This window comes from Micromonospora sp. CNZ303, assembly GCF_004345505.1.
In genome coordinates this window covers 20,805-45,788 of sequence record NZ_SLVT01000013.1, presented here as the reverse complement: position 1 = coordinate 45,788, position 24,984 = coordinate 20,805, and the positions used below count along the sequence as shown (strand labels likewise).

At 73.7% G+C, this 24,984-nt stretch carries 19 protein-coding genes; 12 read left to right on the top strand and 7 right to left on the bottom strand.

Annotation, left to right across the window (positions count from 1 at the left end):
* Window positions 1-47: 47 nt before the first annotated feature.
* Entirely contained in the window at window positions 48-1,391 is a 1,344-nt protein-coding gene (locus EV374_RS20680) for a carbohydrate-binding protein (RefSeq protein ID WP_132237835.1), read from the bottom strand.
* Window positions 1,392-1,614: 223 nt separating this feature from the next.
* Between EV374_RS20680 and EV374_RS20675 the strand changes: the two genes are divergently transcribed.
* The gene (locus tag EV374_RS20675) at window positions 1,615-1,974 is read left to right on the top strand and encodes a hypothetical protein (protein ID WP_132237832.1); all 360 of its coding nucleotides are present in this window, start codon (window positions 1,615-1,617) and stop codon (window positions 1,972-1,974) included.
* 57 nt (window positions 1,975-2,031) lie between these two features.
* Here EV374_RS20675 and EV374_RS20670 read toward each other — a convergent pair whose 3' ends face one another.
* A complete protein-coding gene (locus EV374_RS20670) occupies window positions 2,032-3,906 on the bottom strand; it encodes an adenylyl cyclase (protein ID WP_132237830.1) in 1,875 nt (624 codons plus the stop codon).
* A 313-nt stretch (window positions 3,907-4,219) separates the two neighbouring features.
* Complete coding sequence (locus EV374_RS20665) at window positions 4,220-4,507, bottom strand: DUF1905 domain-containing protein (protein WP_132237828.1); 288 nt, start codon at window positions 4,505-4,507, stop codon at window positions 4,220-4,222.
* 99 nt (window positions 4,508-4,606) lie between these two features.
* Here EV374_RS20665 and EV374_RS20660 point away from each other — a divergent pair, with 99 nt between their 5' ends.
* The 3 genes from EV374_RS20660 (at window position 4,607) to EV374_RS20650 (ending at window position 8,256) form a co-directional block, all read left to right on the top strand.
* Window positions 4,607-5,470 (top strand): ATP-grasp domain-containing protein, encoded by an 864-nt coding sequence (locus EV374_RS20660; RefSeq protein ID WP_132237826.1) that lies wholly within the window; start codon window positions 4,607-4,609, stop codon window positions 5,468-5,470.
* A gap of 289 nt (window positions 5,471-5,759) precedes the next feature.
* A complete protein-coding gene (locus EV374_RS20655) occupies window positions 5,760-7,145 on the top strand; it encodes a glycoside hydrolase family 10 protein (protein WP_132237823.1) in 1,386 nt (461 codons plus the stop codon).
* Between the two features lie 223 nt (window positions 7,146-7,368).
* Window positions 7,369-8,256: an NmrA family NAD(P)-binding protein gene (locus EV374_RS20650; RefSeq protein WP_132237821.1), complete on the top strand. Its 888-nt coding sequence runs from the start codon at window positions 7,369-7,371 to the stop codon at window positions 8,254-8,256.
* Between the two features lie 38 nt (window positions 8,257-8,294).
* On the opposite strand, the gene EV374_RS20645 is transcribed toward EV374_RS20650, so the two are convergent.
* The gene (locus EV374_RS20645; RefSeq protein ID WP_132237819.1) at window positions 8,295-10,925 is read right to left on the bottom strand and encodes a CHAT domain-containing tetratricopeptide repeat protein; all 2,631 of its coding nucleotides are present in this window, start codon (window positions 10,923-10,925) and stop codon (window positions 8,295-8,297) included.
* Between the two features lie 187 nt (window positions 10,926-11,112).
* Between EV374_RS20645 and EV374_RS20640 the strand changes: the two genes are divergently transcribed.
* Genes EV374_RS20640 through EV374_RS20630 form a run of 3 tightly spaced genes read left to right on the top strand, consistent with a single transcriptional unit; the run spans window position 11,113 to window position 13,532 of the window.
* Window positions 11,113-12,420, top strand: coding sequence for a S8/S53 family peptidase (locus EV374_RS20640; RefSeq protein WP_486485875.1), 1,308 nt, complete (start codon window positions 11,113-11,115; stop codon window positions 12,418-12,420).
* 34 nt (window positions 12,421-12,454) lie between these two features.
* A complete protein-coding gene (locus EV374_RS20635) occupies window positions 12,455-13,093 on the top strand; it encodes an RNA polymerase sigma factor (protein ID WP_132237817.1) in 639 nt (212 codons plus the stop codon).
* Window positions 13,068-13,532 carry a hypothetical protein gene (locus EV374_RS20630; protein WP_132238096.1) on the top strand — a complete coding sequence of 155 codons (465 nt, stop codon included), beginning with the start codon at window positions 13,068-13,070 and terminating at the stop codon, window positions 13,530-13,532. The genes EV374_RS20635 and EV374_RS20630 overlap by 26 nt, the downstream gene beginning before the upstream one ends.
* A 92-nt stretch (window positions 13,533-13,624) precedes the next feature.
* Here the strand turns inward: EV374_RS20630 and EV374_RS20625 are convergent, their stop codons facing one another.
* On the bottom strand, window positions 13,625-14,665 hold the full coding sequence (locus EV374_RS20625) for a hypothetical protein (RefSeq protein WP_132237815.1): 1,041 nt from the start codon (window positions 14,663-14,665) through the stop codon (window positions 13,625-13,627).
* A gap of 296 nt (window positions 14,666-14,961) precedes the next feature.
* Between EV374_RS20625 and EV374_RS20620 the strand changes: the two genes are divergently transcribed.
* Window positions 14,962-16,296 (top strand): M35 family metalloendopeptidase, encoded by a 1,335-nt coding sequence (locus EV374_RS20620; RefSeq protein ID WP_132237813.1) that lies wholly within the window; start codon window positions 14,962-14,964, stop codon window positions 16,294-16,296.
* Between the two features lie 103 nt (window positions 16,297-16,399).
* The gene (locus EV374_RS20615; protein ID WP_132237811.1) at window positions 16,400-16,696 is read left to right on the top strand and encodes a hypothetical protein; all 297 of its coding nucleotides are present in this window, start codon (window positions 16,400-16,402) and stop codon (window positions 16,694-16,696) included.
* A 128-nt stretch (window positions 16,697-16,824) separates the two neighbouring features.
* Here EV374_RS20615 and EV374_RS20610 read toward each other — a convergent pair whose 3' ends face one another.
* Together EV374_RS20610 and EV374_RS20605 are read right to left on the bottom strand one after the other, a co-directional pair.
* The gene (locus tag EV374_RS20610; RefSeq protein WP_132237809.1) at window positions 16,825-17,547 is read right to left on the bottom strand and encodes a VOC family protein; all 723 of its coding nucleotides are present in this window, start codon (window positions 17,545-17,547) and stop codon (window positions 16,825-16,827) included.
* Window positions 17,548-17,716: 169 nt separating this feature from the next.
* Window positions 17,717-18,118 carry a nuclear transport factor 2 family protein gene (locus tag EV374_RS20605; RefSeq protein ID WP_165947851.1) on the bottom strand — a complete coding sequence of 134 codons (402 nt, stop codon included), beginning with the start codon at window positions 18,116-18,118 and terminating at the stop codon, window positions 17,717-17,719.
* An 80-nt stretch (window positions 18,119-18,198) separates the two neighbouring features.
* Between EV374_RS20605 and EV374_RS20600 the strand changes: the two genes are divergently transcribed.
* The 3 genes from EV374_RS20600 to EV374_RS20590 all read left to right on the top strand — a co-directional run bounded on the left by EV374_RS20600 (window position 18,199) and on the right by EV374_RS20590 (window position 24,943).
* Window positions 18,199-18,648 (top strand): MarR family transcriptional regulator, encoded by a 450-nt coding sequence (locus tag EV374_RS20600; RefSeq protein ID WP_132237805.1) that lies wholly within the window; start codon window positions 18,199-18,201, stop codon window positions 18,646-18,648.
* A 341-nt stretch (window positions 18,649-18,989) separates the two neighbouring features.
* Complete coding sequence (locus EV374_RS20595; RefSeq protein WP_132237803.1) at window positions 18,990-19,847, top strand: DUF4132 domain-containing protein; 858 nt, start codon at window positions 18,990-18,992, stop codon at window positions 19,845-19,847.
* Window positions 19,848-19,852: 5 nt separating this feature from the next.
* Window positions 19,853-24,943, top strand: a complete 5,091-nt coding sequence (locus EV374_RS20590; RefSeq protein ID WP_132237801.1) for a DNA-binding protein — start codon at window positions 19,853-19,855, stop codon at window positions 24,941-24,943.
* Window positions 24,944-24,984 lie beyond the last annotated feature (41 nt).

Here is a 24,984-nt window from a genome sequence, read left to right as displayed (position 1 = left end):
GACGGAGGGGTGCGACCGCGCGGTCGGCGGACGGGGTGCGCGGCGGCTCAGCGGCCCTGGAGAGCCCGCACGTTGTCGCCGAAGGTCCAGCCCTTCGACCCGTCCCAGTTCAGCGACCAGGTCATCAGGCCCTTCAGGCCGCCCCGGTAGGTGTTCCACGCCTGGGCCACCGTCGCCGGGGCCATGTGGCCGCCCCCGGCGCCGGGCTGCGCCGGCAGCCCGGGGACCTGCTTGTCGTACGGGACCCGGATGGTGGTGCCCTGCACGACCAGCCCGGCGTTGAGGCAGTCGGTCTGGGCGGTGAAGCCCTGCACGGTCCCGGCCGGGTAGGAGTCGCCGGAGCAGCCGTACATGCTGCCGTTGTAGTACTGCATGTTCAGCCACCAGAGCCGGCCGTTGTCGGCGTACCGCTTGATGATCGGCAGGTACGCGCCCCAGATGGAGCCGTAGGTGACGCTGCCGCCGGTCACGTACGCGGTCTCCGGCGCCATGGTGAGGCCGAAGCCGGCGGGCATCCGCGCGAGCACCCCGTCGATGATGCGGATCAGGTTCGCCTGCGACGGGGAGAGCTGGGAGATGTTCCCGCTGCCGGTGAGCCCGGTCTCGATGTCGATGTCGATGCCGTCGAAGTTGTACCGCTGGAGGATCGGCACGACGGTCGCGACGAACCGGTCGGCGACCGCGGCCGAGCTGAGGTCGATCCCGGCGGTCGCGCCACCGATCGACAGGAGGATGGTCAGGCCGGCCGCCTTGGCACGGCACATCTCGGCGGGAGTGGGCACCTTGACGGTGGCGTCCATGCCGTCCTCCCAGAGCACGGTGCCGTCGGCGCGGATGACGGGGAACGCCGCGTTGATCACGTTGTACCCGTGCGCGGGGATCCGGGCGTCGGTGATCGGGATCCAGCCCAGCGGCGGGTGCACGCCGTTGGCCGCGCCGTCCCAGTTCTCCCAGTAGCCCTGGAGCACCTTTCCGGCCGGCTTCGGCTTGCCGGCGCAGGTGCCCGGGCCGGGCGGGGTGGGCGTCGCGGTGGGCGTCGGGGTCGCGGTGGGGGAGGGCCCCGACGTGGCGGGCGGGGTGGGCGAGGGCGTGCCACCGCCGTCGCAGGCGCCGAGGTCGGTCCAGAGCGAGGGCGTCGCGGCGGGGTTCCAGCCGGCACCCGGCGGGGGCGTGTGCGTCACCAGCGCCTGGTAGGAGCGCCCCGCATAGCTGACCCGGCTGCCGGCGGCGTACGTGGTCCCCTCGGCCCAGGCCGGCGCGGTGCAGGCCGCGACGGCGACATCGGGGGCGGTCTCCGCGGCGGCGCGGCCGTGCACGGCGGGCATGGCCGCCAGGGTGGCGGTGAGCGCCGCGCCGGCCAGCAGCGCGGGCATCGTACGTCGAAGTCGCATGGCATTCCTCCTCGTCGATGGCGGGAGGCTATCAATTAACTTTGTTAAATGTAAGCCACAGGGTGGAGGCGGCGTGCCGGTGTGGCCGTCGCGGGGCGGTCGGCGTCTGCCGGAGGGGAGTCGGTAAAACTTTTCGCCAATATCGACGATGGTCGTGGAGCTAATCTCCGGTACGGGATACCCTCCGGTGGACACCTGCCGTCCATCGTGGAGGAGATCGAGCATGCGTAGGTTGATGTCGGCGGTCGGAGCCGGAGCGATGCTGACCGTGGGGCTGCTCGCCGGCGCGAGCCCGGCCCAGGCGGCGAGCTGCACGCTCGTGCAGTCCGAGATCTACAACGGGGCCAACATCATCGCCTGGTCGCAGGGCCTGCAGGGCTGCTCCGGCGACGTCTACTGGGAGATCCAGTCGGGCGACGCCGGCGGCTGGCAGGTCGCGCAGAGCGGCACCACGCACTACGCCAACCAGGTGCAGAGCTACTACGGCGACGTCGAGCTGCCGTGTTACCTGCGGGTCTACGCGAAGTTCGGCACCCAGGAGAAGTTGACCCAGCCCGCGCGCAACAACAACTGCGCCGGCTGAAGACCGGGTCGGACGGGGCGGGGTGCGCGCCCCGTCCGACCCGGACTCGCGCAGGGGTTACCCAGCGGGATACCGCGTGACGTAGACGGGCTCGCCGACCCGCGTCGTGTCGGCCGCCGCGCCCACGCCGTTGACCACGTGGTCGATCGTGCCGGCGCTCAGGTTCACGGTCATGACGTGGTGCAGCCTGACGCCCGGGGCGACAGGGACCTCGAAGCCGTTCTCGGTGCGGATCGACGGGTTGTTCTGGTTGAACACGTACACCCCGCCGCCGTGCAGCGTGTGGTGGCGCACCCGGGCGCCGACCTTGTACCCGGCCCAGCCCTCGACGGCGCCGTTCATCCAGTCGGCCTGCGTCGGCGGGTCGTACGGCAGCTCGTTCTGGTAGAGGATCGTCGTGCCGTGCTCACCGTTCCAGACCGTGTTGTACCGCTGGAAGTGCTCGACGAACAGGCCGGTGGCCGTCACGTGGTCGCCGTTGATGACGGCGCCGTAGCGACCGGTGTTGGTCCGCCAGCGGTCGGTGTCGCCGTTGACGCCCTCGGTGAAGCCCTCGACGCCGTGGTCCCCGCGCCATACCCAGGTGTGGTCGATCAGGACGTGGTCGGCGTTGACCTCCAGCGCGGTGTGCGTCCTGCCGATGTGCGGCCCGCCGACGCGGAAGTACACGTCGGCGAGCGTGATCGGGTTGCGCGGGGTGCTGGCGTTACGGCCGTGCTCGCGCCCCACCCGCAGCAGCACCGGCGACTCGGTCAGGCCGGCGTTGACGGTCACCCCGGCGACGACGACGCCGGGCACGCCGGCGACGTCCAGCGGTACGGCGCCGTTCACGGCGGTCAGCGTGGCGTGCCCGATGCCGAGGACCACGGTGTCGGGCCGCCGGACCTCGATGCTGCGGGCGATGTCGTACACGCCGGGGGTGAGCAGCAGGTGCTTGCCGCGGGCGAGCTGGCTGTTGATGACGTGCACCGGATCGGACGGCTTGGCGATGAAGAAGTCCCGGATGCCGATGGTGCGCCCCGGCGTCATGCCGTCGCCCCAGGAGATGCCCCGGCTGTCACGCCGGACGGCGGGGACGCGGACCTGGTAGCGGCCCCGGTCGTCGACGAACAGGTACGGCTTCTCCCTGCTCAGGGGCGTGGTGTCCAGCGTGGTGTACGGCGGGTCGGGGAAGTCGGCGTCGTCGGGGGCGCCCACGGTGCCCGCGAAGACCTGGTTCCACACCGCGTTGGACCAGCTCTCGACCTCGCTGTTGCGGGTCAGCCACTGCTGCTGGGAGCCGTTGGTGGTGGCGGGCAGCCGGGAGTCGGCGATGAAGCCGCCGCTGGCGTACTGCGGGCCGGCGGTGCAGTAGTCCATCAGGGACAGGCCGCCGCCGCTGATGTCGAGACGGCGCATGGAGACCGCCTGGGAGACCGCCCAGAAGTTCGCCGAGGAGCGGCAGTCGTCCTGGCCGGTGGCGTTGACGGACAGCGACAGGTTGGACAGGGTGCGCCAGAAGTTGACCAGGGCGATGCAGTTGCCGGTCCCGCCGCCCTCGAGGCAGCGGTTGTAGGTCTCGATCTTGCCGTTGACGGTGACGTCGGTGGGGGAGGCACCCAGGCCGGAGACCTCGGTGTAGTAGCCGACCTTCACGTGCAGGGGCTGCGTGTCCGTACCGTAGCTGCCGGGCTTGAAGAGGTACGCGTGCCGCGCGGTGCCCATCTCGGCGTCGACCTGCCGGGCGTGCGCCGCGTCGAGGGTCGCCTGGATCTCGGCGACCGGTGTGTCGGGGTCGAAGATCGTCACGTTGGGTCCGAAGTCCGGGGCGCCGTGCCGGGCCGGTCCGGCGGCGGCGGCCGTGCCGGTGGTGCTGGCGACGGCCGTCAGCACCAGGCCGAGGGCGAGCGTCCGGCGGAGCCGCCGTCGCGCGTCGGGGGACTGCACTCTCATCGTTCGTCCTCTCCGCCGGCCGGGCGCGGGCACCGGGCTGGCGACGTGGTGGGGGAGGTGTTCCGGCACGGCGCGGGTGGGCGCGCCGATGGCCGGCTCGCGGTCGTCGTCGACCTGCCTCATGGGGCGGCGGCGGGGGACGGCGCCTTCGTGAGAGCGCTCTCTCGCCATCGCGACTTCTATCACGCCGTGAAAGAAGGGTTGGCATGTTTCTACCCTGTCGATCCGCCCCGGCGCTACTGCTGCGCCGCCGCGATCAGGGTGGAATCTCGTGGGGCACTGCGCCGGCCGCGCTGTTCGGGGGGTGGGCCGGTCACCCGTCGACGATGAGCCGGACCGTCACCGTGTCTCCCACCGCCAGCCCCTCGGCCCGTCGCACGGCCGCCTTCACCGGCACGATGTAGCGCCCGTCCTTGGGAAACAGCGACGTGCTCCAGCCGGTCTTCCCGATCCGGGCCGCGACCGGGATCATGCCCCAGCCGTAGCTCACGCCCGCGGATCGCGCGGCCAACTCCTGGCAGCCGTCCTCGGGGACGGTGACGAAGTGCCACGGCGCAGGGCCTCGCCAGAACCACAGCTCACCATCGAACTCCAGGTCCATCGGCTCAGCATAGGAGCGGGGACCGACTTCCGCGGGAACGCGCGGATTGCCGCCGGCCGGTCCCGCGCTGCCCCATCGGCGCTCGCATCGTCAGCGCCGATGAGGCAGCATGCACCCGTGCTCCTGATCGTCGCCTCGGACCCGCTACGACCGCGCCACCCGGACGCCCACTTCGCGCCGGAGGCACGCGCCGCCCGGGAGGCCGGCGTCGAGGTCGCCGTCGTCGACCACGAGGCGTTGACCCGTGGCGACGTGTCACGGGCGGTGTCGCGGGTGACGACCGAGGGCGCCGCGGTCTACCGCGGCTGGATGCTGCGCAGCGAGCAGTACGCCGCCTTCGCGGACGCGTTGGCCCGACGGGGCGTCGACCTGCGGACGAGCGGCGAACAGTACCGGCGCGCCCACGAGCTGCCGGGCTGGTACCCGGACCTGGTCGAGCTGACGCCACGCTCGGCGTGGACGGTCGGCACCGAGCGTGCCGAGTTCGACCGGGCGAGGCGCGCGCTCGGGGGCGGGGCGGCGGTGCTGCGCGACTTCACCAAGTCGATGAAGCACCACTGGCACGAGGCGGCGTTCATCCCGGATCTCGACGACGGCGACGCCGCCTGGCGGGTCGCCAGCCGCTTTCTCGACCTGCGCGGCGACGATCTCGTCGGCGGCCTGGTCCTGCGCCGGTTCGAGCGGTTCACCACCGCCGAGGTCCGCACGTGGTGGGTCGACGGCGTCTGCGTCCTCGTCGGCGCCCACCCCGACAGTCCGCACGACACGCCGCCGGAGGCGTTCGACGCGGGCCCGGTGAGCGGTGCGGTGGCGGCGCTGGGGCTGCCGTTCGTGACCGTGGACCTGGCACTGCGCGCGGACGGCGTCTGGCGGATCGTCGAACTCGGGGACGGGCAGGTCAGCGACCGACCGTCCACCATCGAGTCGGCCGCCCTGGTCGACGTCCTGCGCCGCGGATCCTGACCTCCGAAACTTCCGGTGCTCCGATCGACGCCGGCCCGACTCGCGGGCAGCCTGTGAGCCTTTCCGAGGTGACGATGCGGCATGCGACTATCGAAAGAATCCGATAACCGGGCGTTGAGGTTCCGGACATGTTCCGATACGGTCCGATGGAAGGGCTTCGATCAACTCACGGTGTCGAGGATGCTGACGGCGGCGTGGTCTCCGGGCGACCACTCCACCGGCCCCACGCCGTGGCGGGCGGTTGCCGAGGCGGTCTTCTCATCCATTCGGCTCATCGAAAGGCTCTGCCATGGACAACATGCTCGCCCGTGCCAGCGGGCGCCCGGTGACCCGCCGGCGGCCACGCGTCGCGCTGGCGTCGGCCGTGGTCGGTCTCGCCGTCGCCGCCGCGACGGTCGCGGTGGCGTCCGGCGCCAGCGCCGGCACCACCCTGGGGGCGTCCGCCGCCGAGAAGGGGCGCTACTTCGGCGCCGCGGTCGCCGCCCACAAGCTCTCCGACGCCACGTACGTCGGGATCCTCAACCGGGAGTTCACCTCGGTCACCCCGGAGAACGAGATGAAGTGGGACGCCACCGAGCCGTCCCAGGGCCAGTTCACCTTCGCCAACGCCGACCGGATCGTCAACCACGCCCGTGCCAACGGAATGCAGGTGCGCGGCCACGCCCTGGCCTGGCACTCCCAGCAGCCGGGGTGGGCGCAGAACCTCAGCGGCAGCGCGCTGCGCCAGGCGATGGTCAACCACGTCACCCAGGTGGCGACCTACTACCGTGGCAAGATCCACTCCTGGGACGTGGTGAACGAGGCGTTCGCCGACGGCGGCAGCGGGGCCCGCCGCGACTCGAACCTGCAACGCACCGGCAACGACTGGATCGAGGTGGCGTTCCGCGCCGCGCGCGCCGCCGACCCGACCGCGAAGCTGTGCTACAACGACTACAACACCGACGACTGGTCGCACGCGAAGACCCAGGCTGTCTACAACATGGTCCGCGACTTCAAGACCCGGGGCGTGCCGATCGACTGCGTGGGCCTCCAGTCGCACTTCAACAGCGCCTCGCCCTACCCGGGCAACTACCGCACCACGCTGTCCAGCTTCGCGGCGCTCGGCGTCGACGTGCAGATCACCGAGCTGGACATCGAGGGCTCCGGCGACAGCCAGGCCACCGCGTACCGCAATGTGGTCAACGACTGCCTCGCCGTGACCCGCTGCACCGGCATCACCGTGTGGGGCATCCGGGACACGGACTCCTGGCGGGCCAGCGGCACCCCGCTGCTCTTCGACGGCAGCGGCAACAAGAAGCCCGCGTACACCGCCACGCTCGAAGCCCTGAACGGCGGCACCACTCCGCCGCCCACCACGGCGCCCCCGACCACCCCGCCGCCGTCCGGCGACTGCGCCGCGACGGTGTCGCTGAACTCGTGGAACGGCGGCTTCGTCGCCACGGTACGCGTCACCGCAGGCGCCGCGGCGCTCAACGGCTGGGCGGTCGCCCTCACCCTGCCGGGCGGCGCGACGATCACCAACACGTGGAGCGCGCGCGCCACCGGGACCAGCGGCGCCGTGACGTTCCGCAACGTCGACTACAACGGCCGGCTCTCCGCCGGAGCCACCACCGAGTTCGGCTTCCAGAGCACCGGGACCGGCCCGACCGGCACGCCCACCTGCACCGCGAGCTGACCTGGCCGGCGGCCCGGCGCGGGTGGTTCCCCGCGCCGGGCCGCCGACGTCGTACGCACCTCCCGCCCGCACGGGCTCTGCGGTCTCCGCCTGGACGGTCGTCGGGGCTGCCGGAGTCCCAGCCGACCACTGTGGGCCGTCCTCCGACACTTGCCCTCAAGTCCACTTCAACTTCTACCGTCGACACGGCAGCTTCGGTCGAGCGGATCAGGGCGTGGTTGGTATGAGCGTGCAGCGGACGGTACTGGTGACCGGGGGGACCGGGCGAGTGGGCGGGCAGGTCGTCGCCCGGCTCGTGGAGGCCGAGGGCGTGCGGGTGCGCGTGTTGTCCCGCGATCCGGCGAGGGCATCGGGCGCCCTGGGGCCGCAGGTGGAGGTGGTCGGCGGTGATCTCGCCGCGCCCGACAGCCTGAGCGCCGCGCTGGACGATGTGGACGGGCTGTTCCTCGTCTTCCCGTCGGTCACCGCCGACCGGGCGGCAGGCCGGTTGGTGGCGACGCTGGCCGAGCGGGTCAGGCGCATCGTCTACCTGTCCGCCCACGGCGTGCCGGACGACCCCGACGACGCCGCTGAGCCGGACGGGACCATCCTGGGCTCCCACGCCCATCTGGAGGGCCTGCTCGCAGGATCGGCCGCCGAGTACGCCTTCCTGCGCTCCAGCGGCTTCGCCGCGAACACCCTGGCGTGGGCGCCGCAGATCCAGCAGTCGGACGTACTGCGGTGGTTCGCTCCCCAGGCCAGACGGGCCCTGGTGCACGAGGCGGACCTCGGGGCGGTGGCGGCGCGACTGCTGACGGACAACCGGCCCCAGCGCGCGGCCCACCACCTGACCGGCCCCGAACAACTGACGCAGGTCGAGCAGCTCGCGGCGATCGGCGCCGCGCTCGGCCGGACGCTGCGTTACGAGGAGATGGACTCCGCGCAGGCCGCCGCCGAGCTGTTCCCCACGATGCCGACGGGGGTAGCCGCCGCGATCATCGCCGGCCACGCGGCGATGATCACGCAACCCGAGCCGGTCACCGACACCGTCCGGCATCTGCTGGGCCGGCCCGCACTGACGTTCGCGCAGTGGGCTCGCGACCACGTCGAGGACTTCACCGCCCGGCAGTAGGGGACCGTCTTCGCGCGGCAGGCGTACGACTGCCTCTCTCAGCCGGCGCCGAAGCAGACGAAGGCGGCGGCGGTGGCATGGGCGGCACCACCACCGGCGGTGTCGAACGCGCCCTGGGCCTCGGCGAGCGCCACCGCCGGCGGAGCACCGGCACGCATCCGCCGGTGCAGGTCCAGCATCAGCGCGGTGGTCAGGTCGGCCGGGACCGGCAACACGGCGGCGATCAGGCTGCGGGTGCCCAGGGCCAGCAGCACGGCGGTGAAGCCCATCACCTCGTCGCCCGGCCGGACGCCGGAGAGGCCGGAGTCGCAGGCGGAGAGCACCACGCAGCCCGGTGGGCGGGTCAACCGCTCCAACTCGTACGCGGTCAACGGACCGTCGGCCAGTTCGAGGGTGGAGAAGAGCGGGTTGTCGGCGCGGAAGGCGCCGTGTGCGGCGATGTGGGCCAGCCCGGCCCCGTTCAGCGCGTCGGTGACCGCGTCGGCGGTGGCGGCGCGGCCGGTGAGGGGGCGGGAGCCGGGCAGGGCCGCGCCGAGTTGACGTACCTCGGTCTCGGCGGCGGGCAGCCGGGGCCCGGCCACCAGCACCGGCGGGCCGGCCGGGACGATCCGCCCGACGGCGCGCAACCAGACCGTCGCCGAGGGCGCCACCGTCACCGGCCGGCCGGCGCAGGTCGGCAGGCCCGACCAGGGTACGGCGTGCAGTGCGGCGATCGGGACGATCACCAGTGGCCGGTCGCGCAGCAGCCGGCGTACCGGGTCGAAGAGCTGCCGGTCCAGCGCGGTGGTGGCGAACTCGACCCCGGCCCGGGCGCTGGCCGAGTCGCCGGTGGTGACCAGCCGGCGCAGGCCGAACCGGTGCAGGCGGGCCCGGCCCAGCGCCTCGTCGAGCGGGCCGAGGTCGTGCAGGCTGGTCCGGCCGTCGCGGACCAGTACCGCCCGCAGCCGTGGCCCGTGCGCCACCAGCTCCAGCAGCACGGCGTCACCGAGCGCGGCGGCGAGGGCGCCAACCGTGGGCGGCGCCACCAGGTCGCCGCCGTGCGCGCCCCGGGCCCCGCCGTGCGCGCCCCGGGCCAGTTCGCGGATGCGCTGTTCGAGTCGGCCCTGGCTGCGCCGCAGCGCGTACCCGGGGTGCCCGGCGAGCAGCGCGTCCTCCAGGGCGGTGCTGATCATCCGCAGCTCGGCCAGGGCGGCGGCCAGCTCGGGGTCCTGCGGCGGCTGCACCGCGCGCATCCGCAGGGCGTTGGCCCGCCAGCGTTCCGCCCAGGCCAGCACCTGGGCGGGCGTGCCGGTGCGCACGGCGATGTCCAGTCCCTCGGCGGCGAGTTCGTGCCCGTACGCTCCGCTGTGCGCACGCAGTTCGGTGGCGCCCAGGGAGGCCCGGTGGCCGTCGAGCACCCCCAGCCCCCGGCGCAGGGCCCGGGCCGCCCCGCGCAGGTCACCGTCGAGCCGGCGCCGCAGCGCGAGCGCGTACCAGCCCTGGGCCCGGTGGGGCGCGGTGCCCCGGCGGTGCGCGCGGGCCGCCACCGCCAGCAGCTCGGCCGCCCGGTCGGGCCGGCCCATCGCCTCGGCCAGCCGGGCGGCCTCGATCCGGGTGGTCAGTGCCGGCGAGGGCCAGCCGGTGGCGTCGAGCTGCCCGGCGGTGCGCACCATGGCGGTGAGCAGGGCCGTCGACCGGGTGCCCCGGGCGAACTCGGCGCGCAGCTCGACGTGCCGGGCGAAGGCGGCCCAGATGCGGCGTCCCTGGCGGCGGAAGCGGGCCCGGGCCGAGGCGGCGGCGGTCGCGGCGGTGTCCAGGTCACCGGCGAGCAGCGCCGCCCGGGCCCGCGCCAGCAGCGCCTCGGCGAGATCCGAGGCCATGCCGCGCCGCCGCAGCTCCGTCACGGCGGACGTGGCGACCTCGACCGCCTCGTCGACCAGCGGTACGGAGAGCAGCAGTTCGAAGCGGTCCAACAGCAGCGCCGGCCGGGGCACCGACAACCGGCGGTACTCGTCGCCGACGGCGGCGAAGCTGCGCAGCGCGCCCGCGACGTCGCCGCGCTGGCCGGCGGCGATGCCGATGTTCCAGCGGGCGTCGGCGGCGGCCAGGTCGAGCCCGAGCCGGCTGAAGATGGCCGCGGAGCGGAACAGGTCGTCGTCGGCGTCCCGGCTGGTGCCCCGGTGGGCGTTGAGCAGCCCACGATTGTTGCGCGCCCGCGCCTCCAGCAGCAGGTCGCCCTCGCGCTGGGCGATCTCCACCGCGATGCCGTAGTCCCGGACCGCCTCGTCGAACCGTCCCCGGTAGTGCAGCACCACGCCTCGCTGCATCCGGGCCCGGCCGGCGTCGGCACCGGTCAGTCGGGGCAGTGCCAGGGTCACCGCGTGAAGCGCCGCGCCGGTGCGCCCGGCGTTGGCCAGGACGTACCCGAGGCTCATCCGGGCCAGTGCCCGGGCCCGGGGCGAGTCGGTGACCCGCACCGCCCGGCGCAGGTGCCGCAGGGCGCCCGGCAGGTCGTTGAGTTCCCGCAGGGCCAGCCCGATGGCGCGTTCGGCGGTGGACCGCTCGTCGGCGTCGGGCTGCCCGGCGGCGAGGACCTGCCGGGCGATCGCGATCGCCTCGCGGGGGTAGCGCTGGACGGCGTCGAGCGCGGCCTGGGCCTGGACGGCACCGGGATCGGTGCTGTCGGCCATGCCAAGAAGAATCCCGCAGTCGCGCTCCCCGGTCAATCGCATCGAGGCGGATCGGACATCAGTCGCCTGACCGACGATCAATTGACACCCGACTATCCTTTGAAATAATCGTCCGGTGCCTCGGAGAGCGCTTCCGTAGCTGCCCGGCCCGCCGCCGACCACGCATCTTCGACCGCCTGGAGGACCGGTGCCGCCTGACGACTCTTTCGCGTCGCGCCCGCCCGGGCTGTCCCGCCGGCAGGTCATGGCCTGGTCCACCCTGGCCGCCGCGGCGGCGCCGCTCGGTCTCGTCGGGCGCGGCGCGCCGGCCGCCGCCGGCGAGTCGCCCGACGAGACCTACCAGCGGGTCTTCCTGGAGACCCTGGCCGCCGACCCCGACCTGCGCCGCCACGGCGTCGCGGGCCGGGAGTTCCTCTACCGGCCCCGGCAGTTGCTGGTGGCCCACCCGGACGTGCAGCGGGTCGTGGGTCGGCTGCGCAGCTACGGCCACCCGGTCACCGAGGGCGTCGGCTTCGGCGGGGTCGCCCGACTCCTCTTCGCCACCGAGACCGACATCCCGTCGGTGGTGACCAGGCTCCGCGACCCGAAGCAGTGGCCCGGGCAGCCGGCGCCCCTGGTCCAGCCGCACCACGCCCTGCTCGGCTTCGGCAACATCATGGGCAACCCGGGCGGCCCGCCCCGGGTCGCCGCTGCCCTGCCCGCACCGGATCCGGCGCGCGCGGGTGAGGGGGCGGGGGTGACGGTCGGGATCTGCGACACCGGTATCTGGCGGCTGGCCGGTTCCCGGCATCCGCAGTGGTTGGCCGGCAGCTACCTTCCCGAGGTCGACGACGAGGACGCCCTCTACGTCGGCGCTGACGTGCTCGCACTCCAGGGCGGCCACGGCACGTTCGTCGCCGGAGTGGTCCGGCAGGCCGCACCGGGCGTACGTCTCGATCCCGAGGCCGCGCTGAACGCGACCGGCGTCGGCGACGAGGAGATGCTGGTCGCCGCCCTCGGTCGGCTCGGCCCGCAGGTGTCGGTCGTCAACCTCTCGTTGGGCTACTTCACCCAGGACGACCAGCCTCCGCTTCCGCTGGTCAACGCCCTGGCCGGGCTGCCCGGCAGGGCGGTGGTGGCGTCGGCGGGCAATGCCGGCACCAGCCGGCGGGCCTGGCCGGCCGCCCTGGACCGGGTCCTGGCGGTGGGCGCGGTGAGTGCCGGCGCCACCGGCCCGGTGCCGGCGTCGTACAGCAGCTACGGGTCGTGGGTGGACGCCTGTGCCCTGGGGGACCGGACCAGCACCTACGTCAGGGGTCGGCTGCAACTGCCGGGCCAGCCGATCCGGTACTTCGACGGCTTCGCGGCCTGGACCGGCACCTCGTTCGCCACCGGCCACGTCGCCGGCCGGCTGGCCGCGCTGATGACCAGTGCCGGGCTCGGCGCGGAGGCGGCCCGGGCCGCACTGGTCGCCGGCCCCCGCTGGCATCCCGACTACGGCGTACTCGTCGCGTGAGGTCGTCGGCACCGGCGCGCGGAGCGTCGTACCGGTGAGCGAGCGCAGCACCGTCGGGCTGGTCGCCGCCGCCTCCTGCGGTGACGAGCGGGCGTGGGGCGAACTGGTGCGTCGCTACACCCCGCTGGTGCTCTCGGTGATCCGGTCCCACGGGCTCGACCAGGTCGACGCGGCGGACGTGAACCAGACCGTCTGGCTCCGCGCGGTGGAGCACCTGGGACGGCTGCGGGAGTCGAACGCCCTGCCCGCCTGGCTGGTCACCACCACCCGACGCGAGTGTTACCGGCTGCTTCGCCTCGGCCGGCGGACCCAGCCGTTCGACCCGTACGACGACTCGGTCGACCGGCACGTCGGCGCCCATCTGCTGGTGGACCCGGTCACCCCGGACGAGGACCTGTTGCGCGCCGAGCGGCAGCAGGCGCTGCGGGAGGCGTTCGCGCAGTTGCCGCCGCGCTGCCGGGACCTGCTGGCCCTGCTGCTGGCCGATCCGCCGGTCAGCTACCGCGAGATCGGCGCGCGGTTGGGCATGCCGGTGGGTAGCGTCGGTCCGAGCCAGGCCCGGTGCCTGCACAAGCTGCGGAACTGTCCGGCACTCGCCCCTTTCCTCAGGGCGCGCCCGGGTGACGAGGGGAGCGGAGGTGACCGGGATGGAGCCGTGGCCGCCAGCCGCTGACGACGCCCTGCTGGCCGAGTTGAGGGCCGCCCTGCGGGACTCCGGCCCGGTGCCGGAGGAGTTCCTGGCCGCAGCCCTCGCCGCGTTCAGTTGGCGGACCGTCGACGCCGAGCTGGCCCTCGCCGAGCTGACCTTCGACTCGGTCTGCGACCCGGAACCGGCCGGCCCCACCCGCTCCGCCGGCTCGGCCCGCACACTGACGTTCCGCGCCGGTGCGGTGGTGGTCGAGATCGAGCTGACCCCGACCGGCATCGTCGGGCAGCTCTCACCGGCCCGGGGCGGGCGGGTCGCCGCCCGGACCGCCGTCGGCCCGTACGAGGAGGTGCCGGTGGACGCGGTCGGCTACTTCTCGATGGGGGTGCCGCCCGCCGGTCCGGTCCAGTTCTGCGCCCGCACCGCCGGGTACGCGGTGGCGACCGCCTGGGTCACCCTGCGCTGAGCGGACGACCGGGCCGGCCCGGAGATTGGCCGGACGGGTGGAACGGAGGTCGCGGGCCCGTCCGCGACCTCCGTCCCTGCCCCTCGAGGGCGTTACTTGGCCCGCTGGGCCACCGTGATGTCGTACCGCACGCCGCCGAGGTCGGCCCGTGCGGCGCCGGTGGTGTCCGGGCCGATCTGGGTCACGTTGACGGCCATCTGCTCCCGGGTCGGCACGGTCGCCGTGAAGCTGAGCGAGAAGGCGAGCCGCTCACCGGGGTTGAGCTCCAGGTTGTCCAGGCTGGCCTGGCCGATGTCGACGATCTCGACCTGGTTGCGGCCCACCTCGCGGACACCCTTGCCGGCCTTCCCGCCCTTGGTCCAGCGCTCGAACAGGGTCGGTCCGAGGTCGGCGACGAGCCGGCCACCGGCGGCCTGGAACGGTGCCCCGGTCTGGCTGAAGACCACGCTGCTGCGGGCCGGCCGGGTCAGCGTGTTGCCGATGGCGAACGGCCGGATCTGCGCCAGGCCGCCGGCGGTCACCGCCACCGAGTCCACGTTGCGCCAGGCGATGTTGTTGTTGTTGCGGGTGTTGACGCCGATGTCCGGTCCCTCGAAGGTCATCGGGTCGTTGGCGGAGACCCAGCGGGCCAGCAGGCAGAAGTGACCCGGGCCGGGCACGTTGTCCCACGGGATGGTGACCGTGGTGACGCCCGGGTAGACCGGCACCGCCATCGCCCCGATCTGCGTCCACGCGCCCGGCCAGGCCGCCCCGCCGCCGGGCGTGGTCCGGTAGACCCAGATCGTGCCCTCCTCCATGACGCTGTCGCCGTACGGGCCGGGGTTGCGCAGCTTGATGAAGATGTAGTTCCGCTGGCCGACGATCGGGTTCTGGCTGGTCGCGCACTCGATGGCGGTGTGGCAGACCTTGATGTCCGGGCTCTGCCAGAGCGGGTTCAGCGCGTGCGGTTCGAGGCCCACGTCGGCGGTGGTGTCCTTCATGTACACGTCGACCGCCGCGGTGGTGGCGGGGCCGTCCGCGCCGGCCAGTGGTGCGGCACCGGCCGCGGTGACGGACAACAGCGTCGCCAGTGCCGCGCCGGTGAGCAGGGCGAGCGTCGAACGGCGCGCTCTTCCTGCGAGTCTGGTAGACACATTTCCTCCCGATGATGGGGGATCGCCGTTCGCCCCGAGGTGGTGGCGTGGGCGGGTGGACATCCTTACGGAGTCCGATCGACACAAGTAGATACATCTGGCACCGACGGGTGATGTCAGATGGCGGGAGTTGCCGTCAAACCGGCGAAAGCCGCAGAGCGCTCGGATGTGGCGCGGCAGGCGCGCTCACTGTCCGATGACCGACGCGCTACTGACTGCCACGGCCTTCCGGGTGCTACCTCTCTGCGGGCGTTCGGCCGACCGGGCCGGGCCGGCAGAGCGAAGGAGCCCTCCCCATGTTCCCGTTTCCCGACGAAGCGACCAGGAAGGCACTCGATCTCGGCCGGCGCGAGGTGTTCCAGACCTACCGGGTGCTGATGGCCTGCGAACTCCAGCGGCTGCGCCCCATCGTCGGGGCACTGCCGGCAGGGCTGCGCCGCGACCAGTTGACCGCCCGGCTCGACAAGGTCGCCGCCCTGGCCGTCGGGACCTGGCTGCAACAGATCTCGGAGCGCGGCGCGACGATGCACCAGGCGGCCACCCTGTTCAAGGAGGTGCAGGACTCGCTCGACGGGGTCGTGCCCTCCGCCGTCGGCAATCCGTACCTCATCGCCGCCGTGGACGAACTGAAGACCAGGATCGTCGACGTCATGAACGACGACACGAGTCCCACGCACGTCGCCGTCAACACCGCGTTCGCGCGTCTGTTCGGGTCCACCTCGTCGGTGGCCAAGGCGCGTTTCGCGCAGACGGTCACGGCCCTGCAGGCAGTGCTCAAGCGCACCGACGGCCGACGGTCGGGATTCGTGTGCAACCTGTCGTTGCCCGACGGGATGGGCGCACTGGCCAGCGGTCAGGGTGACACCGCCATCATCAACGTGGGTCGCTCCGCGCTCGACGGGACGATGCACCTGTGGGAGCTCGCCGCCACGCTCGCTCACGAGGGCACGCACATCCTGGCGGACAATCCGACGGTCGACATCGTCTACCGCCACCGCAACGCCGCCTACTACCTGCAGGGCCAGGTCGCCCTGCAGAACGCCGCCAACTTCGAGCAGACCGTCTGCGAGGCGTTGGGCCAGGGCGGCCCGTTCCCCACCGACGCGCAGGTGGCCGCCATGCGGGGACGCACCGCGCCCCGGATGGACTCGCTGCACACCGTGCTCGCGTCCCGCATCACCCGCGCGTGGGTGCGCACCTACGACTTCACCCGCCTCGACTTCACCAGGACCGACCTGCCCAAGCCGGTCGCTCTCGTGCTCACCGACCTGCCGCAGGACCGGGCGTACGCGCCGTTGATCGGGGCGTACATGGAGGCGCTGCACGCGGCCATGTTGGCGCTGATGCGGGCGGAGGGACGGCTGGTGGTGCGGGCCGAGCCGAAGGTGCTGAACCACTCGACGGTCGTCAACGCGGACGGCACCATCCGGTTCACCATCAACTCCGACCTCGCCGCCCGGACGCCCGTCGCCCAGCTCCTGCACTGGATGCTCGACGAACTCGTCGCCGAGGCGAAGTGCCAGATCCCCAAGGACGGGGCGCAACTGCTGGCCCTGATCCTGGGCATCGAGAAGTTCGACCGGGACAACGTGCACGACGTGCTGAACGACTTCTACGACTCCTTCCACTGAGGGCGGCTGCCGAGCGGTGCGCCCACGCCGCCCCCGTGGCGTCGTGGGCGTACCCATCGACCACAATCGGAGGCCGTCATCATCCACGGTCGAAGGGACACGAGTGAAACGCCGCCTTCTGCACATCCTGACGGTCGCGACCGTCGTCTTCTCCGGTACGGCTGTGGTGGCCGCGCCGGCCTCGGCGAGCGACGCGTGGGGCATCGTCTGCAACCTCCGGGAGAACACCTGGCTGCGCACCGATCCGCACGGCCACGTGCTGCTCACCCTGACCGCCGGCCGCGGGTTCCGCTGGCACGGTCAGGTCTCGGCGGTCGACGACGACACCTGGATCTACGGCCACGGCGCTGAGTACCCGTCAGTGGACGGCTGGGTTCCGGCCCGCAACACCACCTGCTGAACCGGCAGTTCCGCCGGGACGGCCGCCGACCGCGGCCGTCCCGGCGCACGGTGGCAGCCGAAAGCCGCTGACCATGCCGATCCCCGGTCGTCCGGGCGGCCGACAAGGCGACCGGCGTCGCGGGGTGGCTACCGGGGCGTCAGCACGCAGAACTCGTTGCCGTCGGGGTCGGCCATGACCACCCAGCTGACCTCGCCCTGGCCGATGTCGATCCGGGTGGCCCCGAGGGAGAGCAGCCGGTCGACCTCCGTCTGCTGATCGCCGTCCGCAGGCGGAGCGAGGTCGAAGTGCAGTCGTTGTTTGCCGGTCTTCGGATCCAGCGGTGGGCCACCCCACGTGATCTTCGGGCCGCCGAGCGGTGAACGGATCGCGGTCTCCTGGTTCTGGTCCCAGACCAGGGGCCACCCCAGCGCCTCGCTCCAGAAGTAGCCGACCTCCTGCGAGCCGTCGCAGGCCAGCGCCCCGACGAATCCGCAGTCGGCGAGGAAGTCGTTGCCCGGCTCGATGACGCAGAACTCGTTGCCGTCGGGATCGGCGAGCACGACGTGACCCTCTTCGGGCCGTTGGCCGATGTCGATGTGGTTCGCGCCGAGTTCCAGCGCCCGGGCCACCGTCTGCCGCTGGTCCTCGAGGGACGCGCTCGTCAGGTCGAAGTGCATCGGGTTCGGGCCGACCTTCGGCCTCTCGGTCGGCAGGAAGCGGATCCGGAACCCGGTGTCGTCGGTGGGCAGCAGTGCGACACCGTCGGGTGGGTCGTCGGTCAGGTCCCAGCCCAGCACCCCGGACCAGAACCGGGCGAGCCGCAGGGGTTGGTTCGCATCGAAGCTGAGCGCGAACAGTTGACTCGTCATCTCCTGCGCATCTCCGATCGGCGGTGTGACCGCTGTCGACGGCACGCCCTTGCCGGCGCGTAGCTCGGGAGCCTAGGGGCGGGCCGCGTCGGGCGCAGCCGAGTATTCGACGGCCGCCGGGCCGCCGGCCGTCCCGCCGCCGGCGGCCCGGCGGTCCGTTTCGCGGCGGTCACGAGACGTACTGCCAGAGCGGAGAGATCCGGGCCCGCGCGAAGCGCCAGCCGGTCGGCGTACGCATGGCGGTGTAGCTGGCCCGGACACCGGCGGTCCGGTGTGGCGCCTCGCCGCGACGGAAGAAGTACACGAGCTGATGGGTGCCGACCTCGGCGTGGTCGCCGTCGAGATCCACCACCACGTCGGTGTTGAGGTGCTGGGTCGACTCCTCCGCAGGGCTGGTCCGCCGTAGGACGTCGACGATGTCGTCGATGCCGTGCAGGGCCCCGCGCGGGCTGCTGGTCTCGGCGTCCGGGGCGTAGACGCTCCGCAGGTCCTCGAAGCGCCGCTCGTCCAGTGCCTGGGCGAGCCGGGCGACGAGTTCGACGATCTCGGCGCGGTCGGTCACGGGTGACATCTCGATCCTCCATGTCGTTGGTGCCGCCAACGATATGGAGGATCGTTGGCGACGCCAACGGCCTGTTAGCATGGTCACCCGTGGAACCGACACCGGATCGTTTCGCGACGAAGGCGAGCTGGCTGATCACGCAGACCGCGGTGCACGCGCGGCGGCTCGTCGCCCAGGGGTTCGCCACCGCGGGCGCGCGGGGCTACCACTACCGGGTGCTCGCGGCGTTGCGGGAGTTCGGTCCGGCGAGTCAGGCGGAACTGGGGCGGCGCTGCCGCATGGACCGCAGCGACGTCGTCGCGGCCGTGACCGAGCTGGAGGGGGCGGGCTTCGTCGAGCGCAGCGCCGACCCGACGGACCGCCGACGCAACATCGTCACCAGCACCGAGGCGGGCGCGCGGCAGCTGCGGCGGCTGGACCGCGCGCTCGACGACGTGCAGGACGAGCTGCTCGCCCCGCTGTCGGCCACCGAACGGCAGGCCCTGGTCGCGTTGCTCGGCAAGGTGCTCGACCACCACGGCGGCGCGCCGACGTCGTGATCCGGCCCGAGCGCCGCCGGGCCGCACCCGCCGCCGGCCGCCGGTCGCGCTCCCGATCCGGCCGACGTTCGACGCGGGCGCCAACGTCGGCCGGCCGGTGTGACCTAGATCATCGCCTCGTCTCCCGTCGGCGCCACGACTGACCGTTCGCGGCGCGCCCGGCCGGGCCGGACCTGCGGCTTCCGCGGATCGCGTCCGCTCGTCCCGCTGACCGCGCGCCTCGGCTGCTCGGCCGATGGGTCGCTGTCGTGTCGGTCACTACTGTTAGCGTGCCCTCGTTGTCGATCACGGCCGATTCCTCACGAAATCTGGCTGTTCTGCCACTGCGGAGGGTATTCCTGATGGCCTGGCTACCGGTGGGAGACTCGTACGAGATCTCCCTCGTGGACGGAAAGGTGGCGGCCCGGTCCACCGGCCCGCGCGCCGGTGGCCGTCCCCTGAAGACGCTGCCGAAGACGCTGCGCGACGACCCCGAGGTGGACCGGCTGCGCCAGCTCGCCCAGTGGCTGGACCGGCACGCCGCCGAATGCCTGGCCCGGGTCGACGCCTGGGTGGTGTCCTCGCTGCCGGTGCCGACGGGGCTGCTGGCCCGGGTCTGGCCGGACCCGGCCTGGCAGGACGCGCTGCGCGACCTCGTGGTCCTCGGGGACGACCCGGCCGAGCCCGGCTTCCTGCGCGACGTCACCGACACCGGCGACCTCCGCGTGGTCAACCTCGACGGGGACACCGTCCGGCTCTCGCCGGCGACCGCCACGCTGCCGCACCCGGTGCGCCTGCCCGACCTGCCCGACCTGCGCGAGTTCGCCGACGAACTGGACGTCACCCAGCGGATCGAGCAACTGCACCGGGGCACCTGGGGCAAGCCCGACGAGCTGAAGCAGCGCGACACGACCATCACCGACTTCCGCGGCACCACGGTTCCCAACCGGCTCGCCGCCCGGGCCGCGACGCTCGGCTTCCGCGTCTCCGGCTCGCAGATCAGGTGCCGGGTCTGGGAGGCCGGCCGCGCGGTCGAGGCCGCCATGTGGTTCGACGAGGACTACTGGGACTCCGAGGCGACCCTGGGCAACCTCTCCTGGTCGGCCGTGGACGGCCCGACGTTGCGGTTGACCGAGGTCGGGCCGGTGGCCTGGTCGGAAGGAATGCGGATGGCGACGGCCCTGTCCGGCGCCGTGACCGGAACGGGGAACAAGGCGTGACCGGGATGACGACGACCGCCGGCGACGGCTCGGTCGAGAGCCTGCTGACCGCCGGCGCGGTGCTGCCGGCCGACACCGCCGGGGCCGGCGACCGGGCGGTGCCCCTCACCGCCCGCACCTACCGGCACCCGGTCCTCGGCGACCGGCCGGTGGTCCGCCTGGTCGACGCCGCCCTGGGCGAGGGCGAGGACATCGCCGTCGAGTTCCTCGGCCTGACGCCGGGCGCCGAGCCGGTCGTCGTCGGGCTGGGCCCCCGCCGGCCGCTGGCGTTCCCGGAGTGGGTGCTGGTGCACCACCCGGCGGACGGCCGGCACGCGTTGGCGGTGGTGCCGGAGTTGCAGAAGCTGGCCAAGCAGGTGCGGTCGCGGCCCAAGGCCGCCCTGGACGGGCACCAGAGCATCGCCGACCGGCTCGCCCGCACGCTGCCGCACTTCCTGCCGACGTTCTTCGAGCAGGCGGCGCGGGTGTTCCTGGCCGCCGGGCAGGGCGCGTACGCGACGCAGCTGTTCAACAAGGCGCGCAAGGCGGAGGCGCAGCACGGCCTGCCGGTCGACCTGAACCGGCTGGACGAGGTCTACGTGGAGTTCGCCTCGGCCAAGGTCGTGTCCGCGACCGCGTTGGCGGGCTACGCCAAGGAACTGTCCGCCCAGTTGCCGGCAGGCGAGGCGCTGGAGCGGTTCTGCCGGCTGGCGCTGCGGGCCGCGACCGCCGGTGTCGTTCCGTCCACCCAGTCGGCCGGCGTGGTGAACCGGCTGGTCCGGGCCGCCACCAAGGCCGCCGGTAAGGCCGGCGCGGCCGCCGTCGTCGAGCGCGAGGCGGCCTACCTGACCGAGCTGCTCCGGTTGCCGGTGGCCGCCGAGGCGCCGGCCGGCTGGTGGAAGGCGCACCTGCCGGCGGTGACGGCGCTGGCCGGGCGCGACCCGGCGATCCGCGGCAGCCTGCTCGACCTGATGCCCGCCGACCGGGACGACCTGGTCACGTGGCTGGCCCTGCTGACCGACACCGGCGCGCTCGCCGGGCTCTCCGACCCGGACGTGCCGGACCCGGCCCGCCCGCAGGACGGCTCCGTCGGCTGGCTGCGCCGCTTCGTGGGCCGGGCCAACTCCGGCCACCACCGCCGTCGGCTGCCGCAGCTGTACCCGCTCGTCGAGCGGATGGCCGACCGGCTGCGCGTCGAGCTGGCCGACAGCGGCGAGACCCTCGGCGCGGACGGGGACCTGGAACTGCTCGACCTGCTGCTCGCCCTCGACCTGCCGGTGGCCGCGCCGAAGGAGCACGAGGCCCTGGACCTGGCGAACTGGGTCAAGCGCGGGGGAGAACGCGACCTGCTCGCCGTGGCGGGCGACGACCGGTTCACCGGTGCCCTGCGCCGGGGCCTCGACCAGCTCGACGACCAGCAGGCCGCCCTGCGCCGGATGGTCGAGACGCCGGGCGTCCGGCCGATGCTGATCGACTGGCTGCGGGCCCGGATCCGCGACCGGTTCGCCGCCGGGCTGCCGTACCTGCCGGCGTCGGTGGACTGGCTGGGCAGGCTCCCGGTCGAGGCGCTGCGACTGGTCTCCGACGAGCTGGACGGACCGGGCGAGCCCGGCCGGGGCGGCGACCTCGGGCAGGCCCTCGGCGTCGACCTCGCCGAGCGCGTCGCCGGCAGCCTGCGCGGCGGGATCCTCGACGAGCTGGGCTGGCCGGACTGGGAGCTGGCCTGGCAGGAGGTGACCGGCGGCGACCGGCAGGTCGAGGTGATCCGGCTGGAGGCCTGGCCGTACGCGATCCTGGGCGGGCCGACCACGGTGCGCGTGATCGGCGCCGAGGGCATCGTGCTCCGCCACGACCTGCGCATCCCGGCCGGTGACATGTGGGGCCAGCCCGGCTACCACTACGTCGACGGCCAGCTGCTGGTCTACTGGCGTTCCAAGGCGCTCAACTACGACCTGCGCGGCTACTGGCACTCGTCGCCCGGTGAACCGCAGCCCATCCAGGGCCGTCACCACGGCAGCCAGCCGCGCGGGAAGCAGATCACCCTGCCGCTGGCCGGCGGCGGCCGGACCACCGGCGACGGCGTGCTGCACGCCGGTGACAGCGCTGTCCCGTCCGAGCTGCCGGTCATCACCGACGGCACCTCACACTGGGTGTACCGGCACGGCGAGGACGACGACACCCACGGCTGGCGCGAGTACGACCCGGTCGCCAACACCCATGGCCAGCGCGGCCTGCCCGGGTTCCTGGCCGACCTCCCGGTCGACGGGAGCCGCCTCCAGGAACCGTCCAGCTGGCTGCGGCCGGCCCTGTCCGAGCGGGCCACCCCGGCCGCCGTACCCGTGGACGGGCTGCTCGGCTGGCAGGTGGTCACGCTGCCGGACGGCTCGGTACGCGGTACGGACCTGGCCGGTCGTACCGTCACCGTCGCCGCGGGCCAGGCGCCGATCGCGGCGCTGGTGCTGCCCGGCGACGACCGGCCCCGGGCCGTGCTCGAGGGTCTCGTCCTGGTCGACCCGGACGGGGTGGTGTCGGCCGCCGTCGGAGCGCCGTCCAGCCGGGACTACCGCTCCGGCCGGGTTCCGCTGCCGGCCCGGCAGTTCCTCGGCAACCTGCTGCCCCGGGACCCGGCCGGCTCCACCGCCCTGCGCCGGATGGACCGGGAGACCGCCGCCGCACTGCTGAAGGTCGCCCTCGACGAGCGTCGCGCCGTCCTGGCCGAAGAGGCGGCGCGGGCTGCGGCCCGCGCGGCGGCGCAGACCGGGCCGACCGTGGCCACCCAGGCCGTCACCGGCCTTCCCGTCGCCGTTCCCGCCGCCACGGTCGGCGCCGGCTCCGCCCCCGCCACCACCGGCGCGACCGCCGACGAGGACGAGGCGGACGCGCTGGTCGAGCTGGTCCGCTCGACGCTGCCGGCGCTCAGCCACGACGCCCTGCTGGCCGGGGTGGCCGGGGCGCTGCGGCTGGCCGCCCGGGTCCGCACCGACCTGGACTCGGTGACCGAGCGGCTCACCAGGTCGATGTCCGCCCCGGTCGCGGTGGCGCCGACGGCCACCGTGACCGGACCCACCGACCGGCAGCTCAGCGCGGCGCTGGACGGCCTGCGCGGCTCGGTCCACGGCGCGGGCACCGCGACCGGCGTCTTCACCCAGTTCCAGGCGTTCACCATCCGGCGCTCCGCCACGGGCGGGAACGGCTCCGCCACGGGCGGGAACGGCTCCGCCACCGGCGGGAACAACTCCGCCGTGCGGCTGCACCTCGACGGGCCGTCGCTGCCGTCCACGCTGGACTGGTGGTCCCTGCTCGGGGGCGTCGCCGCCGTCGCCTACCGGGCCGTCGCGGCGGTCACCCCGGACGAGGACCGGGAGACGCTGCGGGCCCTGCTCACCGAGCTGGACGGGCTCGACCTGAGCACGACGGCGGAGCCGGGGCGGTGGCGCAGGTGCAGGCTGCACCTGCTCGACGACGACCTGAAGAACCCGGACGGCTCGCGCCGTTACCCCAGACCCGGCATCCTGCCGCTGCCCGACGGGGCGTTCGTCGCCGTCCTCAACTCCAGCGGTACGGCCACCGGCTACTTCTTCGACGCGCTGCACCACGACCCGGCCGGTGTGTTCGCCGTGCCCGAGCCGTACACGGTGCACTCCTCGGAACCGGTCGGTGACGGCCGGCCGGCCGGCTGGCTGGCCGGGTTCCTCGCCGAGTCGGCCGCGCGCGGCCCGCTGCCCTGGCGGCCGGAGGCGGCCGAACAGTTCGCCGAGCTGACCGGCGTCACCCCCACCGCCGCGAAGCTGGTGCTGGCCGGCCTGCCGTACGCGGACTCGGCGAACACGGTGCCGGCCGAGCTGCGCAAGGCGCTCGGGATCAGGCAGGTCGGGGAGGTCAAGCTGGCGTTCGGGGTGCTGCGGGAGGCCAGGGCGACGTTGCGGCGGGCCGTGGTCTCGGCGCTGCTGCCGGAGGAACCGGCCCGGCTGTGGACCGAGGGCCCGGACGTGGCCGCCGCCGCGGCGGTGTGGAACGCCGCCCTGGGGCGCCGGGTGGTGGTGCCCGAACACCTGCTCGCCGAGGCGACGCGCGCGGTCCGCACCGGCTGGGCACCGGCGAAGGCGTTGCCGGCGCTGCTCGACCCGGCCCGTTCGGCCGAGCTGAGCACCGACCTGGCCTTCGAGATGAGGGGCGACCGGGCCCGGCCGGTCGACGCAGGGGCGGCGGGCTTCACCGGTCACGTGCTGCGCTCCACGGTCGCCCTGGCGGCCTGGGTCGCCCACCACACGCCGGCCGGCGACGCGTGCCGGGCCGCGCTGCCCGCCGCGTTGGACGCGATCCGGAACCGGCTGGCCAGCCCCGGCCTGCTGCTCGACCTCGACCAGTACGTCTCCCTGCCCGCGTTCCGGCAGGTGGCGGGCACCCCGTCGGAGACCGGCCCCGGCTGGGAACGCTACGGCGCCATCGTCCTGTCCACCTACGACAGCCAGCCGTCACCGGCGCTGCGGCCGGACCTGCTCGACGCCGACGGGACGGACCCGTACCTGCCGGCGCTGCGCGGGGACGCCGCCAAGCCGTACCCGGTGGAGGTGGCGCTGCGCCTGGTCCGTGACCCCCGCTTCGTGGCGCTGCTCGGCGATCCGGGGGAGCCGGCCGGCGGCGCGCGGGCGGCGGACGGCACCTGGTGGCCGCAGGACCCGACCCGGTCGGTGCCGGACCTGGTCGCCGAGGTGGCCGGGGCGCACGGCCTGGGCGCGGACGCGGCGGCGGTGTACCTGATGCTGCTGGCCATGCCGGACCCGACCGACCGCAACACGGCGAAGTGGACCGGCTGGAAGCCGGCGCGGCTGAAGGCGGCCCGCGCCGAACTGGCCGGCACCGACCTGGTCGTCGAGGCCAGCCGGTCCCGGGCCGGCCGGTCGCTGTTCCTGCCCGGCCCGTGGCTGGAGCGCGGCAGCGGGCAGGCACCGATCGAGGGCTGGAAGGTTGCCCTGTTCGACCTCGCACCCGACGGCACGGCCGCGCTCGGCGTGACGGTGCCGTTCGCACCGGCCGCCGAACTCCACCGGCGCGCCTGGCAACGCCTGCGCGACGGCGACCGGCCCCGCTTCGACCACCTGCCCACCTCCCGCTGACCCACCCCTGACCACCCCCATCCGAACCGAAAGAGATCGAG